Annotated in this window: 15 protein-coding genes and 1 pseudogene; 6 read left to right on the top strand and 10 right to left on the bottom strand. The window is 68.9% G+C overall.

Going from position 1 to position 16,138, the window contains the following annotated elements; translation table 11 throughout:
* Positions 1–735 precede the first annotated feature (735 nt).
* From ACZ6Z4_RS27560 to rpmH, 7 genes and pseudogenes are all read right to left on the bottom strand, one after another.
* Positions 736–1,671 (bottom strand): ParA family protein, encoded by a 936-nt coding sequence (locus ACZ6Z4_RS27560; protein ID WP_363670478.1) that lies wholly within the window; start codon positions 1,669–1,671, stop codon positions 736–738.
* Between the two features lie 836 nt (positions 1,672–2,507).
* Complete coding sequence (rsmG, locus tag ACZ6Z4_RS27555; protein ID WP_363670480.1) at positions 2,508–3,143, bottom strand: 16S rRNA (guanine(527)-N(7))-methyltransferase RsmG; 636 nt, start codon at positions 3,141–3,143, stop codon at positions 2,508–2,510.
* A gap of 52 nt (positions 3,144–3,195) precedes the next feature.
* Positions 3,196–3,705, bottom strand: a complete 510-nt coding sequence (locus tag ACZ6Z4_RS27550) for a Jag family protein (RefSeq protein WP_465569974.1) — start codon at positions 3,703–3,705, stop codon at positions 3,196–3,198.
* Positions 3,706–4,026: 321 nt separating this feature from the next.
* A pseudogene (gene yidC / locus ACZ6Z4_RS27545) lies at positions 4,027–5,016 on the bottom strand (membrane protein insertase YidC); the annotation flags it as partial.
* Positions 5,017–5,328, bottom strand: coding sequence for a membrane protein insertion efficiency factor YidD (gene yidD / locus ACZ6Z4_RS27540; RefSeq protein ID WP_363670482.1), 312 nt, complete (start codon positions 5,326–5,328; stop codon positions 5,017–5,019). It lies immediately after the preceding pseudogene.
* Positions 5,325–5,687 (bottom strand): ribonuclease P protein component, encoded by a 363-nt coding sequence (gene rnpA / locus ACZ6Z4_RS27535; protein ID WP_465569972.1) that lies wholly within the window; start codon positions 5,685–5,687, stop codon positions 5,325–5,327. Before rnpA ends, yidD begins: the two co-directional genes overlap by 4 nt.
* A 29-nt stretch (positions 5,688–5,716) precedes the next feature.
* Entirely contained in the window at positions 5,717–5,854 is a 138-nt protein-coding gene (gene rpmH / locus ACZ6Z4_RS27530) for a 50S ribosomal protein L34 (protein ID WP_012924626.1), read from the bottom strand.
* A 476-nt stretch (positions 5,855–6,330) separates the two neighbouring features.
* Here rpmH and dnaA point away from each other — a divergent pair, with 476 nt between their 5' ends.
* The 6 genes from dnaA to ACZ6Z4_RS27500 all read left to right on the top strand — a co-directional run bounded on the left by dnaA (position 6,331) and on the right by ACZ6Z4_RS27500 (position 14,262).
* On the top strand, positions 6,331–8,520 hold the full coding sequence (dnaA, locus tag ACZ6Z4_RS27525; protein ID WP_465569969.1) for a chromosomal replication initiator protein DnaA: 2,190 nt from the start codon (positions 6,331–6,333) through the stop codon (positions 8,518–8,520).
* A gap of 520 nt (positions 8,521–9,040) precedes the next feature.
* Positions 9,041–10,186 carry a DNA polymerase III subunit beta gene (gene dnaN, locus ACZ6Z4_RS27520; RefSeq protein ID WP_465569968.1) on the top strand — a complete coding sequence of 382 codons (1,146 nt, stop codon included), beginning with the start codon at positions 9,041–9,043 and terminating at the stop codon, positions 10,184–10,186.
* A gap of 48 nt (positions 10,187–10,234) precedes the next feature.
* A complete protein-coding gene (gene gnd, locus ACZ6Z4_RS27515) occupies positions 10,235–11,152 on the top strand; it encodes a phosphogluconate dehydrogenase (NAD(+)-dependent, decarboxylating) (protein ID WP_465569966.1) in 918 nt (305 codons plus the stop codon).
* 1 nt (position 11,153) lies between these two features.
* On the top strand, positions 11,154–12,293 hold the full coding sequence (gene recF, locus ACZ6Z4_RS27510; protein WP_465569964.1) for a DNA replication/repair protein RecF: 1,140 nt from the start codon (positions 11,154–11,156) through the stop codon (positions 12,291–12,293).
* On the top strand, positions 12,286–12,861 hold the full coding sequence (locus ACZ6Z4_RS27505) for a DciA family protein (RefSeq protein WP_465569963.1): 576 nt from the start codon (positions 12,286–12,288) through the stop codon (positions 12,859–12,861). Before recF ends, ACZ6Z4_RS27505 begins: the two co-directional genes overlap by 8 nt.
* 81 nt (positions 12,862–12,942) lie before the next feature.
* Positions 12,943–14,262, top strand: coding sequence for a hypothetical protein (locus ACZ6Z4_RS27500; protein WP_465569962.1), 1,320 nt, complete (start codon positions 12,943–12,945; stop codon positions 14,260–14,262).
* Positions 14,263–14,266: 4 nt separating this feature from the next.
* Here ACZ6Z4_RS27500 and ACZ6Z4_RS27495 read toward each other — a convergent pair whose 3' ends face one another.
* Genes ACZ6Z4_RS27495 through ACZ6Z4_RS27485 form a run of 3 tightly spaced genes read right to left on the bottom strand, consistent with a single transcriptional unit; the run spans position 14,267 to position 16,058 of the window.
* The gene (locus tag ACZ6Z4_RS27495; RefSeq protein WP_465569961.1) at positions 14,267–14,833 is read right to left on the bottom strand and encodes a hypothetical protein; all 567 of its coding nucleotides are present in this window, start codon (positions 14,831–14,833) and stop codon (positions 14,267–14,269) included.
* Complete coding sequence (locus ACZ6Z4_RS27490; protein ID WP_465569960.1) at positions 14,833–15,429, bottom strand: hypothetical protein; 597 nt, start codon at positions 15,427–15,429, stop codon at positions 14,833–14,835. Before ACZ6Z4_RS27490 ends, ACZ6Z4_RS27495 begins: the two co-directional genes overlap by 1 nt.
* Positions 15,426–16,058, bottom strand: a complete 633-nt coding sequence (locus ACZ6Z4_RS27485; RefSeq protein WP_465569959.1) for a hypothetical protein — start codon at positions 16,056–16,058, stop codon at positions 15,426–15,428. The genes ACZ6Z4_RS27490 and ACZ6Z4_RS27485 overlap by 4 nt, the downstream gene beginning before the upstream one ends.
* Positions 16,059–16,138: the final 80 nt, after the last annotated feature.

Here is a 16,138-nt window from a genome sequence, read left to right as displayed (position 1 = left end):
CGCGCAGCACGCACGTGTCTCCCCCAACGTCGCGTCCCGCCCTCGGTCCACCATCCTCGGACCGCTGCCCTCGGACCGCCGCCATTGGACCGGCGCCTCGGTCCGCCACCTCGGTCCAGAGCTTTCGGACTCCCGGCCCTCAGGCCTCAGCGCGTAGGCCTCGCCCGCCGCGCACGGCCCACAGCCCAGGAGGTTCAGCCTCAGCCCTCAGCGCTCAGCCCTCAGCCCCGTGAAAGGTTCCAGCTAGCTCGCGGTCCCGGTACGACAGTTGCCGTCCCTGTCCACCAGGCGCAGGGCCGGAACTTCTAGCCTGCCTCCGGCTACGTCAAGGTCGCTGCCAGGTATGCCTTGCTCTCGAGCTCTATCAGGGACGCATCATCGCGCCGCAACGTGGAACGCGGGCTTTGTAGGTCCATGGATAAGGTGCCGGGCGCTACCAGTGGGCACCAGCACTGATCGCGAGTGAGCTGTCAGAGCGGTACGGCGACATGTCGACTCGTCTACCTCGTCAGGTGCCGTTTCACGTGAAACAGACGCCGGACTAGTGGGGCGAAGTCGGCCGTCTACATCGGAAGGGGTCTGCCGAGTCGGCGGATGCAGGGGGCTCGCGTGGGGCGAGGTCGCGTTTCACGTGGAACGGCGAGTGCCGTCTCAGCGGAACGGCAGGGCGTGGTTTCACGTGGAACGCAGAAGGCCCGGACCACTGGGGTCCGGGCCTTCTGGGAGGTGCGTGGGTCAGGCGTTGTTGCGCATCGCGATCTCTCGGGAGGCCTCTAGGTAGGAGAGGGCTCCTGCTGAGGCCGGGTCGTAGGCCAGGACTGTTTGGCCGTGGCTGGGGGCCTCGGAGATTCGGACCGAGCGGGGGACGGCAGTGCGGAGGACGGCTTCCTGGAAGTGGCCTCGGACTTCGGCGGCTACCTCGCCGGCGAGCTTGGTGCGGGCGTCGTACATCGTCAGGAGGATGGTCGACACGTCGAGGGTGGGGTTCAGGTGGGACTTGACCATCTCGATGTGGCGGAGGAGTTGGGAGAGGCCCTCCAGGGCGTAGTACTCGCTTTGGATGGGGACCAGGACCTCGCGGGCTGCGGTTAGAGCATTCACAGTGAGGAGGCCTAGGGACGGGGGGCAGTCGATGAAGACGTAGTCGTATTTCTCGCCTGCGGCCTCGGTTTCGGCGAGGTGGGCGTCGAGGGCCTTCTTCAGGCGGCTTTCGCGGGCGACGATGCTGACGAGTTCGATCTCCGCGCCGGCCAGGTCGATGGTGGCGGGGATGACGACGATGCCGGGGTGCTCCTCGCAGGGCTGGAGGAGTTTGCTGAGGGGCTCGTTCTCGATGATCGCCTCGTAGACACCGGGGGTGCCCTCGGAGTGCTCGATGCCCAGGGCGGTGGACGCGTTGCCCTGGGGGTCCAGGTCGATGACCAGGATGCGGGCGCCGTAGAGAGCCAGGCCAGCGGCGACGTTCACCGTGGTGGTGGTTTTGCCGACGCCGCCCTTCTGGTTGGCGACGACGAATACCCGGGTCTCGGCGGGCAGCGGGAACTCGCGGCCCATCGTGCGTCCTTCGTTCACGAGCAGGGTCCGTTCGGTGGCGGCGGCGATCGGAGTTTCGAGGAGTCGTCGCTGAAGCTCGTCCGAGGTGGCCCGCGCGGCGATCTGTGCGGCAGTCATGGCGCCCATTCCAAGAGGTACGGGACGTGGCCCGAAGAGGATGTCGGTCGGGGACGGAGCTGGTCCCTCCCCAGCTTTGTCCACAGGGGGTTGTGGACGAATTCCCGCGTGGGAGGGTGGGTTCCGGGGGTGGTCATCCACAGGTGGTGGAGACTCGGGGAACTCTTCGTCAGGGGTCGGCGCCGGGCTGGTTTCACGTGAAACGGGCTCGGTCGCCGAGGTCGTGGGGGCGGCTCCCAGGTCGAGGGAGGCCGCGGCTTGGAGCATGGAGTTCCGGTCGGCCGCTTCGACGGCCGGAGCCGGAGCGGGGTCGAACGGAGCAGAGGAAACAGGGGAAGAAGACAGAGCAGGCGTGGCAGAGGAGGGCTCGGCCAGCGGGGTTGGACGAGACGCCGCTGCGGCTTCGGCGGCCGGAACCGGCCCGGGGGCCGGTGCGGGGGCCGGCGCGGTCTCGGCCGGTGCGGTCTCGGCCGGTGCGGTCTCGGCTGGGGTGGGCCCGGCCGGGGTGAGCCCGGCCGGGGTGAGCCCGGCCGGGGTGGACTCAGTCGGCATCAGCTCGGCCAGCGTGGGCTCAGACAGCGTGGACTCAGTCGGCGTGAGCTCCGTCGGCTCGGTCGGTGCCTGCGTCGGCGCCGGTGCAGCCTCAGCCGATGGGAGCGCCGGGGTGGGGTCGACGGGCGGAGCCGGTGACGGTGCAACCGGGGGTTCGGGGGTGAGGCGTTCGATGATGCGGACGACCGGCGTGCCGGGGTCTGCCGGCCAGCCGATTCCCTGGGTCGTACGGGATTCCCCCGTGCTCCTGTCCGGCCATCCGACGGCGCGACTCACCAACCCGTTCACCTCCCGCGTCTTCTGTGCTGGGATCCCCGCGCAGCACGTCCGGCCACAATACTCACGACAGTCGTCGGCTGGGCCAGTTCCTCGACGCCGAGTTGGTGAACGTGCCAAACTTCCGCGCCCAGGGCCTCCAGCTCCCCCTCCGCGCCGGCCAGTTCGTCCTCTGCCGAGGCGCCCTTCATGGCCAACATCAGGCCGCCCTCGTCGAGCAGCGGCAGGCACCAGCCGGCCAGCTTGCCGAGCGGCGCGACCGCGCGCGAGGCCACCACGTCGTACGTCGTACCGCGCAGGTCCTCGGCCCGGGCGCGCACAACCGACGCGTTGTCCAGGCCGAGCTTGTCGACCGCCTCCTCCAGGAACGTCGTACGCCGGAGCAACGGCTCGACGAGCGCGACCTGGAGGTCGGGGCGGACCAGCGCCAGCACGATCCCGGGCAGGCCGGCCCCGGTGCCGATGTCGGCGACCGTGGACTCCTCCGGGATCAGCCGTTCGAGCACGGCGCAGTTCAGCAGGTGGCGGTCCCACAGCCGTGGGACCTCGCGCGGGCCGATCAGGCCGCGGAGGGTGCCTTCGGTCGCCAGCAGGTCGGCGTACGCCGCAAGGCGGCCCGCCGCCCGGGGGAAGAGCTCCTCCACGAGCGGCGGGGTTTCACGTGAAACGTCATCTGTCACGAGCAGAGCACGACGATCAGGCCGGCTGGACGACGACCCGGCGACGCGGCTCCTCGCCTTCGGACTCGCTGGTCAGGCCCGCCGCGGCGACGACGTCGTGCACGACCTTGCGCTCGAACGGTGTCATCGGGTCGAGCCGGACCGGCTTGCCGGTCGCCTGGACGTCCTCGACGGCCTTCTTGCCGACCTTCTCCAGCTCGGCCTTCCGGTTGGCCCGGTAGTTCGACACGTCGAGCATCAGCCGCGACCGCTCACCGGTCTCCCGGTAGACGGCCAGCCGGGTGAGCTCCTGCAGCGCCTCGAGGACCTTGCCGTTCTCGCCGACCAGGTTGCTCAGGTCGGCGCCGACGATCGACACCGCGGCGCGGTCGCCGTCGATGTCCATGTCGATGTCGCCGTCCAGGTCGGCGATGTCGAGCAGCTCCTCCAGGTAGTCGGCCGCGATGTCGCTCTCGGCCTCCAGCGCCTTGAGACGCTCGTCAGCGGTGGACTTGTCCGCCGACTCGTTCTGCATGCCGTCGCTCACGGCCACTCCTTCACGGTTCGAGATCCGCCCCACGGGGACCCGGTTCGTACAAAAGCAGGGATCACAGCGGCCGGTGGCTCAGCTGTCGGTCTTGCGGGGCGTTCCGCCGCCGGACTTCTTCTGCCCGGCCTTCTGCTGGGCGGTCCGCTGCGCACGGGACTTGGCGGCCGGCTGGCGCTTGCCGCCGGCCGGAGCCTTCTTCGCGGCCGGGGCCTTCTTGGCCGGAGCCGGGGTCGCCGACGCGGAGGACGGCTGGCCGTTAATCGACGCCTTCGGCTCGTCCTGTACGCCGCTCGCGCCGGCCGGCCCGGCCGTCGGGCCGCTCTTCCGGTCGCTCCGCGACTGGCGCTTCGGCTGCTGCCGCTGGGCCGGCCGGCGATCGGTCAGCGTGTCACCCTCGGCCTGGGCGCCGGCCAGACCGGTGTCCTCGGGCTTGCCGGCGCGCCGGTTGTGCTCGCGCTTGCGGGCTTCCATCGCGTCGTACGCCGGGGTGCCGGGGGCCGGGTTGCGGCGGATCACGTAGAACTGCTGGCCCATCGTCCACACGTTCGAGACGAACCAGTAGATGAGCACACCGATCGGGAAGTTGAAGCCACCGATCAGGAAGAAGATCGGGAAGACGTAGAGCATGATCTTCTGCATCTGCGCCGCCTGGCCCTCGAGGGCCTCCTTCGGCATGTTCTTGCGCATCAGCTGCAGCTGGGTGATGAACATCGTGCTGGTCATCAGGATGATCAGCACGATCGCGACGATCTTGACGTTGGTCGCGCCGTCGCCGTTGGCCTTCAGGAAGGTCTGGGAGATCTCCGCGCCGAAGATCTTCGCGTGCTGCAGCGACGAGACGTGCGGGTCCATGATGCTCGCGTGCGTCTTGCCCTTCGACGCGTAGTCGAGGACCCGGAACAGCGCCAGGAAGATCGGCGACTGGAGCAGCAGCGGCAGGCACGAGGAGAACGGGTTGGTGCCCGTCTCCTTGTACAGCTTCATCATTTCCTGACCGAGCTTCTCCCGGTCGTGGCCGTACTTCTTCTGCAGCTCCTTCATCTTCGGCTGCAGCAGCTGCATGTTCCGGCTGGAGCGGATCTGCCGCACGAACAGCGGGATCAGCAGCGTCCGGATGACGATGGTCAGGCCGGCGATCGACAGCGCCCAGGCCCAGCCGCCGTTCGGGTCCAGCACCTGCGAGAGCAGCCAGTGCCACCCCACCAGCAGTGCCGAGACAGCCCAGTAGAGCGGAGTCATGACCGTGTTGAACAGTTCGACGATTCCGTCCCACAAGGCGAGCTCGGGGATGGCCAGGGGAATGATCACTCAGGCACCTCGCTGCACAGGCCCGGCGTCGGTCGACGATCCGGGCTGGTTGGCGGAGAGCGACTCTCCGCGCTGGTCGACATCTGTGGGTGGAACGGGGTCGTAGCCGCCGGGGTTCCACGGGTGGCAGCGGGCGAGTCTCCTCGCCGCCAGCCAGCTACCGCGCACCGCGCCGTGCCGCTCGACCGCCTCCAGGGCGTACGCCGAACAACTGGGGTAGAACCGGCAGACCTGCCCGTACATCGGGCTGACGACCTTCCGGTAGAGCTTGAGGAACCCGATCAGCCCGTACTTCACGGGCGAGAACGTCATCGGGAGTCCACCAGGACGCGCCGCAGCGCACCGTCGACGTCGGCCACCAGCTCGGGGTACGACGCCGTGGCCGACGCGGGCAGGGCCCGGACGACGGTCAGGCTGCCGGCCGGCAGGTCGGGGAGCCGCGCGGCCAGGACGGCACGCAGCCGGCGGTGGACACGGTTGCGCACAACCGCGTTGCCCACCGCCTTGCTCACCACGAATCCGACACGAGCAGCGTCGACCGGAGTCCCGGCGGTGACGCCGGATCCGGGCAGCAGGTGAACGACCACCGCACGCCGACCAGCCCGCCGTCCCGATCGGACGGCGCGGCGGAAGTCGTCGGACCGGCGGAGCCGGTGCGACGGGGGCAGCACGAGGTGGTCACCGCGTCGGTCGGCGGACCTCAGGCCGCGAGGCGCTGACGGCCCTTGCCACGACGGGAGGCGAGGATGGCGCGGCCCGCGCGGGTGCGCATCCGAAGACGGAAGCCGTGCTTCTTGTGCCGACGACGGTTGTTCGGCTGGAAGGTCCGCTTGCTCACTGGAATGACTCCGGTTACTCGATCATGATTGTCGACAAATCCACTGGTAGATCTGCCCCATGGTGCAGGTCCTGCACACCGACCCAGAACCCAGTCAACATGACGCCGACAAACAGACGGTCCCTCTGGAGCGCAGCACGAAACGGCCGGCTCAACGCCGACCGATCCACGGTACGTGGCGGCCTGTGGACAGGTCAAACCAGCCGTCCCCATAGTTTTCCACAGGGTTGTGGACGAAACCCACCGTCAGGGCCCGGTGACAGCGTGGTCAGGCCGCCTACCCACAGCGACAGGCCCACCACGACTGCGCTCCGGCGTCCACCCGACACGCCGCACGTTGCCCCCAATTTGGCGTGCATAGCCTGTGGATGACGGCTTGAAGCAGCAGGACGGGACTTGTTAGCGTCAGCCCTTCACACCAGAGGTCCCACTTTCCCCACCCGGTAACCAACCTGGTCCGCGCTTCGTTCACAACTGTGGACAACCGTGTGGACAATGAGGAAAACCCGGTTGAGGAGACCAGCGATTGCGACGTGCGGCCACCGGGCGCACCAGCAGTGGCCGGTGATCGGGACGAGGTCGCACCGGCCGGGGCAGCACAGCCCGGGCGGACCGGCCACCGCAGCGATGGATTCGGGGAGCAACGCGTGGTCGAGGACCAGTCCGCAAGCGCGGACGGCAGGACAGAAGTGAAGGATCTGGACGAGGCCTGGACCCGGGTGCTCGCCGGTCTGCCCCCGAACCAGCGGGCCTGGCTGACCAACAGCCGCCCGGTCACCCTGCACGAGAGCACCGCGATCGTCGCCGTACCGGACGACTTCACCCGCGGGCAGCTGGAGACCCGGCTGCGGCCGGACCTGGAGCGGATCCTCAGCGAGAGCTTCGGCCGGGACATCCGGATCGCGGTCACCGTCGACCCGTCGCTGGACCCGGAGCTCCGCGAGCCGGCGCCGCAGCCGGAGCCGGTCCGCCAGCAGAATCCGTTCCAGCCGCCGGTGCCGCAGTACCAGCCGCCGAACCACCAGAGTCACCAGCCGAACCACCAGCAGCCCAGCCACCTGCAGCCGAACCAGCAGCCGCAGCAGCAAGGCCAGCTGGGTGGCGACTACCTGCAGCCGCCGGCGCAGTTCCAGCCGAGCCCGCTGGGGCAGAACCGGTACGAGCAGAGCCAGCTCCAGCAGGACGAGTCGTACGCGCAGCAGCAGAGCCAGCAGCACCAGCCGCAGCCGCAGCACGACCAGTCCCCTCAGGCTCACCAGCAGCAGCCGCAGTCCCAGCAGCCGCCGCAGCAGCAGAGCCAGCCGCTGCAGACCGACGGCTCGTACCAGCCGACGATCCAGTCCGAGCTGACCGCGCCTGACTCGCTCACCCAGCAGCAGCACACGCAGCAGCAGCCCCAGAACCACCAGTCCCACGAGCAGCAGCCGCCGGCGCACCAGCAAGCGCCGCAGCACCAAGCTCCGCAGCACCAGCAGCCGGCGCCCCAGCAGCAACAGCCGCAGCACAACAACCAGCAGTACGCCCAGGGCAACGGCTACGGGATCGGTCACCAGCAGCCGCTCGGCTCGGTCGCCCCGCCGCCGAACGGCTCGGCCCCGATCGGTACGCCGGCCAGCGACGCCCAGGGCGAGGCGCGGCTGAACCCGAAGTACACCTTCGAGACCTTCGTCATCGGCAGCTCGAACCGGTTCGCCCACGCCGCGGCCGTCGCGGTCGCCGAGGCGCCGGGCAAGGCGTACAACCCGCAGCTGATCTACGGCGACTCCGGGCTGGGCAAGACCCACCTGCTGCACGCCATCGGCCACTACGTGCGCAGCCTCTACACCGGCGCCCGCGTGCGGTACGTGTCCAGCGAAGAGTTCACCAACGACTTCATCAACGCGATCCGCGACGACAAGGCGTCCCAGTTCCAGCGCCGGTACCGCGACGTCGACGTGCTGCTGATCGACGACATCCAGTTCCTGGAAGGCAAGATCCAGACCCAGGAAGAGTTCTTCCACACCTTCAACACGCTGCACAACGCGAACAAGCAGATCGTGATCAGCTCCGACCGGGCGCCCAAGCGCCTGGAGGCGCTCGAGGACCGGCTGCGAAACCGGTTCGAGTGGGGCCTGATCACCGACATCCAGCCGCCCGACCTGGAGACCCGGATCGCGATCCTGCGGAAGAAGGCGGCCACCGAGCGGCTGACCGCGCCGCCGGAGGTGCTGGAGTTCATCGCGTCGAAGGTGCAGACCAACATCCGTGAGCTCGAGGGCGCCCTCATCCGGGTGACGGCGTTCGCGAGCCTGAACCGGCAGCCGGTCGACCTGAGCCTGGCCGAGATCGTGCTGAAGGACCTGATCCCCGAGGGCAGCAAGCCCGAGGTGACCGCGAGCATGATCATGGGCCAGACCGCGTCGTACTTCGGGCTGTCGATCGACGACCTGTGCGGATCGAGCCGGAGCCGGGTCCTGGTGACCGCCCGCCAGATCGCGATGTACCTGTGCCGCGAGCTGACCGACCTGTCACTGCCGAAGATCGGTCAGCAGTTCGGCGGCCGCGACCACACCACCGTGATGCACGCCGAGCGGAAGATCCGCCAGCTGATGTCGGAGCGGCGCAGCGTCTTCAACCAGGTCACCGAGCTGACCAACCGGATCAAGCACCAGGCCAAGCAGCAATGACCTCGCCGGCCGGGTCGACAGCCGCCGTACGAACCCCGTACGCCGAGCGCCACGACCCGGTCACGAGCACCCCACAGGTTGGGGACACAGCTGTGGATAACTGTGGGTATCCCGGTGGACGAAGGGCGTTTCGTTGTGGAGGGCCTGTGGGGACAGATCTCGTCGTACCCAGGCGTCCCCAGGCAAGCCCGATTTCGTCCACACCCGGCACACAGGCCAATTCGCGGTCTGACCTGCGGTTTCGCCGCTTTTCCACACTTTCCACACGTGCGAAGAACCTTATGGAATCTACAGAGGTTCCAAAGTCCGAAAATGGTTCGAGCGGCCCAACCTGGGGAAAACTCCGTTTTTCGGCCCTTCACCGACCCCTCGTCTCCCGGTGCTGGGCAGTGTCGGTGGAACCTGTCAGGCTGTCGGTACGAGATGTGGCGAACCGCCGCGTCAAGCCCGGTGGACACACATCACATCCGTCCGTGGCAGGATCTGCCTGGCACACAGCCGAATCAGGAGGCACCCAGCGGTGAAGTTTCGCGTCGAGCGCGACGTACTGGCCGAGTCGGTGGCCTGGGCCGCTCGCAGCTTGCCCAGTCGTCCCAGCGTCCCGATCCTGGCGGGGCTTCTCGTCGAGGCCGAGGAAGGGCAGATCACCCTGTCCGGCTTCGACTACGAGACCTCCGTACGTGTCACCGTGCCGGCCCAGGTGGCCGACACCGGAAAGTGCCTGATCTCCGGCCGGCTGGTCGCTGACATCTCCAAGAGCCTGCCGAACCAGCCCGTGGACGTCGCCGTGGACGGCGCGAAGGCCCAGGTCACCTGCGGCAGCTCGCGGTTCACGCTCCAGACGCTTCCCACGGAGGAATATCCGGCTCTGCCCGACCTCCCCGCCGCCAGCGGCACCGTCCGGAGCGACGTGTTCGCCCAGGCGGTCTCCCAGGTGGTCACCGCGGCCGGGCGTGAGGACACGCTCCCGGTGCTGACCGGCGTCCGGGTCGAGATCGAGGGCTCCACGATCTCCCTGCTCGCCACCGACCGGTACCGGCTGGCGATCCGCGAGCTGGAGTGGAACCCGCAGTCCCCCGACGCCTCGGCCGCCGCGCTGATCCCGGCCCGGGTGCTGTCGGAGACCGCCAAGGCGATGACCGGCACCGACATCATCGTGTCGCTGGCGGCTCCCGGCAGCGGCGACGGCATCGTCGGCTTCGAGGGCGAGGTCTCCGGCGGCAACCGCCGGGCCACCACACGGCTGCTCGACGGCGAGTTCCCGAAGGTCCGCGGCATCATCCCGACCGACTCCGCGATCGCCACCCGGGTCCGGCTCGACACCGCGACCCTGGTCGAGGCGGTCAAGCGGGTCGCTCTGGTCGCCGAGCGCAACGCGCCGGTCCGGCTGACGTTCTCCGAGGACTCGGTGACGCTCGACGCCGGCAGCGGTGACGAGGCGCAGGCGTCGGAGTCGATCGAGGCCCGCGTGGTCGGCGAGCCGGTCACGGTCGGCTTCAACCCGACGTACCTGCTGGACGGCCTGAACGCGATCGGAACACCGGTGGCCCATCTGGCGTTCACCCAAGCGACGAAGCCGGCCGAGCTGACCGGGGTCGAGGACTTCGACGGTGACCCGATCAGCGAGTTCCGGTACGTGCTGATGCCGGTCCGCCTGAACAGCTGACCGCCACCAGACCAACGGGAAAAGCCAACAGAACAAGGGGATTTCACGATGGAGCTCGGGCTTGTCGGTCTCGGCAAGATGGGCGGCAACATGCGCCAGCGGATCCGCAACGCGGGTCACACGGTGATCGGCCTGGACCACAACCAGGAGATCTCCGACGCCAAGGACACCGCCGACCTGATCGGCAAGCTGACCGCCGACGGTCAGCCGAAGATCGTCTGGGTGATGGTGCCGGTGCAGGCCATCGACCCGGTGATCACCGAGCTCGCCGACCTGCTCTCCCCCGGTGACATCGTGATCGACGGCGGCAACAGCCGCTGGACCGACGACACCCGCCGGTCCGCCCAGCTGGCCGAGAAGGGCATCAAGTTCGTCGACGTCGGTGTCTCCGGCGGCGTCTGGGGCCTGGAGAACGGCTACGCCCTGATGGTCGGCGGAGAGTCCGAGACGATCGCCACGCTGATGCCGATCTTCGAGGCGCTCAAGCCCGAGGGCGAGTTCGGTTTCGTGCACGCCGGCAAGGTCGGCGCCGGCCACTTCACCAAGATGGTCCACAACGGCATCGAGTACGCGATCATGCAGGCGTACGCCGAGGGCTTCGAGCTGCTCGAGGCCGCGGACATCGTCGAGAGCGTGCCGGAGGCGTTCGACTCCTGGCGCGAGGGCACCGTGATCCGGTCCTGGCTGCTCGACCTGATGGTGAACGCGCTCAAGGAAGACACCCACCTGGACAAGATCCGCGGCTACGCCGACGACTCCGGCGAGGGCCGCTGGACCGTCGAGGCCGCGATCGACCACGCCGTCCCGGTGCCGGCGATCGCCGCGTCGCTGTTCGCGCGGTTCGCGTCCCGGCAGGACGACTCCCCGGCGATGAAGGCGATCGCCGCGATGCGCAACCAGTTCGGCGGGCACGCGGTGAAGGGCGCCGAGGACCCGTCGTACGCGACGCCGCCGGTCAAGCACTGAGGTGTACGTCACCGCCCTGGGACTGCTCGACTTCCGGTCGTACCAGCAGGCGGAGGTCGAGCTCTCCCCGGGCGTGACGGCCTTCGTCGGTCCGAACGGCCACGGCAAGACCAACCTGGTCGAGGCGATCCACTACACCGCGACGCTCGGTTCGCACCGGGTCGCGACCGACGCGCCGCTGGTGCGCGCCGGCGCGTCCCGCGCGATCGTGCGGACCGAGGTCCGCGGCGAGTACGAGCGCGATGTCGTGATCGAGCTGGAAATCAATCCTGGGAAGGCAAACCGGGCCCGGATCAACCGGTCGCCGGTCCCCCGCCCCCGGGAAGTGCTCGGCCTGCTCCGCACGGTGCTGTTCGCGCCGGAGGATCTGGCGCTGGTGAAGGGCGACCCGTCCGAGCGGCGCCGGTTCCTGGACGAGCTGCTCACGTTGCGGACGCCGCGGATGGCCGGTGTCCGCCAGGACTACGACCGCGTGCTCAAGCAGCGGAACTCGTTGCTCCGCAGCGCCCAGATGGCCCGCCGGCAGAACCGTTCGTCGGCCGCCGAGGGGCAGCTCCGGACGCTCGAGGTGTGGGACTCCAACCTCGCGCGCACCGGTTCCGAGCTGCTCGCGACCCGGCTCGAGTTGCTGGAATCCCTGCGTCCGTTGGTCTCCAGCGGGTACGACGCTGTTGCCCGCGGCAAGGGTGACGCCCGGCTGGAGTACAAGTCGTCGGTGCCGCTCGAGCCCGGGATGCGCTCCCGCGAGCAGCTCGCCGAGGCGCTGCTGGCCGCCGTACGGGAGAAGCGGCAGGACGAGCTCGACCGCGGTACGTCGCTGGTCGGGCCGCACCGTGACGACGTGCTGCTCGGGCTCGGGGACTTGCCCGCGAAGGGGTACGCGAGTCACGGTGAGTCCTGGTCGTTCGCGCTCGCGCTGCGACTGGCGTCGTACGAGCTGCTGCGGGCGGACGGAGGTGAGCCGGTGCTGATCCTGGACGACGTGTTCGCCGAGCTCGACTCGCAGCGCCGCGACCGGCTGGCCGAGCTGGTGGCGCCGGCCAAGCAGGTGCTGGTCACCGCGGCGGTCGGTGCCGACGTACCGGGTGAGCTGTCGGGTGTCCGGTTCGCGGTCGGCGACGGGTCGGTCAACCGTGCCTGAACCCCGGAATTCCTCTGAGAGCGGCAACGAGAGCGACGACGCCCCGACGCTGCCCGACGAGGAACCGGAGCACGACAAGCACGGCCTCGACCTGGCGAAGTCGCTGGCCGGCCGCCTCAAGGGCGCCGGCCCGATCCAGCCTGTACGCCGGACGCGACGCCGCCGCACCACCACCTACGGCTTCCAGGTCAGCGGCGCCCGCCCCGACGACCGCGACCCGCAGAAGCTCACCAACACCCTCGGCCGCCTGATGCGCGACCAGGGCTGGGAGGTCGACGTCGCCGTGCACGGCGTGATGGCCCGCTGGCCGTCGATCGTCGGCCCGGAGATGGCCGAGCACTGCACACCGGAGAGCTACGAGGAGACCCAGCTCACCGTCCGCACCAGCTCCACCGCGTGGGCGACCCAGCTGAAGATGCTCGCCCCCGAGCTGATCCGCCGCCTAAACGCCGAGCTCGGCGAGGGCACCGTCACCCACGTCAACGTCCAGGGCCCGCACGCGCCGAGCTGGCGCAAGGGCCCCCGCACGGTCCGCGGCGGCCGTGGACCGCGCGACACGTACGGGTAGAGCCCGCAGAAAGCCGCTCCCAGAGGAATATCGGGGTTCCGGCTTGCCGACCGGACCCGCGACTCCCCTAGGATCGGCGCGATGCGCACGATCGTCGACGGCTTCCGCGAGATGGTCCACCTGATCGGAGACACCTTCCGGTTGTGGTGGCGCAACCTGCTACCCCTGGTGACCTGGTTCCTGGCCGGGTACGTCGGCTTCCGGGCGTCGGTCAACGGCGCGATCTGGCTCGGGCAGCACCAGCACAAGAGTCTCGGCGTCGGGTTGTTCTCGTTCGGCGTACTGATCCAGATCGCGGCCTCGGTCGGAATGATCCGGACCTGCGCCACCTCGCTGTACCGCTGGCGCGACGCGGCCGCGAACCAGTCCGAGGAGACCTCGGACCCGACCCAGCAGGGTCTAATGGAGCTGCTGTCGGTCACGCTGCTGCCGCTGGTCGCGGTCTGGTCGGCCTGGGGCTTCCTGGACGAGCGGATCGCCGAGCTGTCGGTCAGCAACACCGTCGAACTCGGGCTCGGTCCGGGGGCGGCCTTCTTCGTCCTCGTCGACGGCGGCTGGAAGGACTACCTGCCGGCGATCGTGATCCTGCTGGTGATCCGCCGTGTGGTCGAGGCGATCGACGACCGCTGGCCGAGCCGGCCGGCGAAATTCCTGCAGGTGTGGGCGGAAGCGTTCTTCATCCTGCTCACCGTGCTGGTCACGCCGCACGCGATCGGCGACTTGAAGGCCTGGCTGGCGACGCGCAGCTTCTGGTACTTCACCGTCGACTGGTGGGACGGCGTCAAGGAGTTCTTCGACAAGATCCGCATCCCGCTGCCCGGTGGTCTCGAGTGGCTCTGGGGCTTCACCTGGGAGACCCTGTGGCCGCTGTTCAAGGACGGGGTCGGCGAGCCGCTGACCTGGCTGGCGATCACCACGGTCGTCTTCGGGCACCGGGTGCTGTCCAGCGGAGGCGTCTTCCGCGGTACCCGGGTCGAGCGCCGCTTCGGCGGTACGCCGGTCGAGGCCGCGGAGCCGAGTCGGCTGGTCAAGCTCACCAACCAGGCGCCGAACCTGGTGCTCGGCGGTTTCCGCGAGAAGTTCTACCCGACCCTGAACGCGTTCCGGCTGCTGGTCCGCGTCGGACCCGTGTTCCTCGGTGTGGTCTGCACGGTCTACACGTTCTGGCTGCTCGGCTCCGACTGGACCTTCCTCGGCATCCAGCGGTTGATCGGCGTCCACGGCGACCAGTGGGACCTGATGAACCACGAGATCGCGAGCGCGCTGCGCGACGTCGTCTTCGAGACGCTGCGGATCGCCTTGCTGGCAGCGGCGTTCGACCTGTGCATCTCGGTCAGCGCCGAGCGCCGGGCCGAGGCCGCCGAGGCGAAGGCCGCCGACGAGGCCGAGCAGCCCGCCTGATCCCTCAGAAGGTGATCAGCACCCGGCGGTACTCGTCCAGCGACCCGACCTGGATTCCGACCAGGTGCGGTACGGCGTCCGCCGGTACGACGAACAGCTTCACCAGCTTGTTCGGCTGGTTCGCCTTCATCGGGTGGTCGTCGTCGGAGCAGGAGGCCGGCCCGAGATCGGTGGCGACGTCCTGGTTCTTCCAGACGTTGCCGCGGTCGTCGCGCAGCTCGGTCGCGCACACGAAACCGCCGCCGCTCAGCTGGTCGCGCCCGGTCAGCGGCGTCACCGCCATGTGCACCGCGACGACGACCGAGCCGGGAACGTTGTTCTCCAGCGAGACCTTGCGCTGCTCTTCCTTGTCGACCAGCTGTGTGTAGACCTGCATCGACCCGAGCTGCCAGCGCACCTTCTCGATCGTCACCGGGCCCTTGGAGACCGTGTCGGTGACCGTGCCCAGCTTGTAGACCGTCTCGGGGTCGCCCAGGTAGGTACGGACGAGCAGGAACGCGCCCAGTGAGGCCAGCGCGACCAGCAGAGCGATCTTCGCTGTCAGCTGCAGAACGCGGTCGGGGACGGTCATCAGGCCACCCGGACCACGGAGTCGGGAATCACGTACTGGGCCTCCGCCTGCTCGATCGAGCGCTCGGCGACCTCCTCGTCGGGGACGCCGAGGTCGATCGCCAGGTCCTGGTTGAGGGTGTTGAACAGCGACGTCGGGTGCACCTTCAGCGTCAGCCCGACGACGTCGGCCGGGTTGACCTCGAAGACCAGCGCGGCGCTACGGGCGAAGCCGGGCTCGGTGAAGCCGATCCCGGTCTCGATGATCTCGGTGACCGGGGTGTAGACCGACCCGTCGTCGGCGGTCAGCGTGACGGAGTTGTTGCCCGGGTCCGTGGTGCCGCGGACGGCGTCGTACTCGACCGCGACGAAGGTGCCCTCGGTGCCGACCTGCGGGCTGTCGCTGCCGCCCTTCTCCTCGGCGAACGTCTTGGCGAACCGCATCCGGGTCACGGTCACGGTCGAGTCGAAGAACCGGACGTCCTCCCCGATCGCGCCCTTGGTGATCACCCGGGTCCGGTCCTCGTAGACCGACTCGGGCTCGAGCAGCCGGAACAGCCCGCCGAGCAGGACGAACAGCACCCCGACGGCGACGGTGGCTGGGCGGTACAGCTTCATTCGTCCTTCTCCGTCTCGATGGTCGCGTTGATCCGGACCACGGAGTTCGCGACCCCGGGCGAGTGCCAGTACGGCTCCTCGCTGGCTCCGGTCAGCCCGTCGTCGGCCTTGTACTCCTCGGCCATGACGCCGATCTCGACCACGTCCGCGGCGAAGTCCGCCGGTACGTCGAACTTCGCGAAGCAGGGCTGTGACTCCAGGCCGTAGACCTGCACCACGTTCAACTCGTCGTGGCAGGTGGCGCCGTTGGACTCGATCAGGTCGGCGCCGCCGCCGGGCACCAAGTTCAGCAGCCGGCCGGACATCGAGACGCTGGTCTTGGTGTCCTCGTCGGTGTTCTTCAGGTCGAAGTAGACCTGCAGCCGGGCCTTCGCCTCGCTGTACTCCGTCTTCGGGGTGCGGATGATCTTCGCCTTGGTGAAGCCGTACTCGAACCGGCCGGCCTGGACGCTGGTCGGTGCCTCGACGGTCGGGATCGCCCGGCCCTTGTGCTCCTTGAAGCCGCCGGTGAGGAAGATGACGACGGCCAGCACGACGATCAGGGCCAGCGCGATCAGCCACTTGCGCCGGTGCCGGTGGATCACCCGGTCGGCGATCATGGCGTCGATGACGTCGTCGAGACTTTCCACGGCAGCGATCTTAGGGGCCGCCGGGTGCGCGCGGTCCGGGCGTTGCTCGTCTCGGAAACCAGACGGTCACGGGTGAACCG

The organism is Kribbella sp. NPDC104740 (assembly GCF_055583505.1).
Note: the sequence above shows the minus strand (reverse complement) of the source record. Positions and strands in the feature narration are given on the sequence as shown.

Coding starts and splice junctions, on each gene's coding strand:
- ACZ6Z4_RS27560 (WP_363670478.1), bottom strand. CDS start 1,671: ATGACTGCCGCACAGATCGCCGCGCGGGCCACCTCGGACGAGCTTCAG.
- ACZ6Z4_RS27495 (WP_465569961.1), bottom strand. CDS start 14,833: ATGACCGTCCCCGACCGCGTTCTGCAGCTGACAGCGAAGATCGCTCTG.
- ACZ6Z4_RS27490 (WP_465569960.1), bottom strand. CDS start 15,429: ATGAAGCTGTACCGCCCAGCCACCGTCGCCGTCGGGGTGCTGTTCGTC.
- ACZ6Z4_RS27500 (WP_465569962.1), top strand. CDS start 12,943: ATGCGCACGATCGTCGACGGCTTCCGCGAGATGGTCCACCTGATCGGA.
- gnd (WP_465569966.1), top strand. CDS start 10,235: ATGGAGCTCGGGCTTGTCGGTCTCGGCAAGATGGGCGGCAACATGCGC.
- yidD (WP_363670482.1), bottom strand. CDS start 5,328: ATGACGTTCTCGCCCGTGAAGTACGGGCTGATCGGGTTCCTCAAGCTC.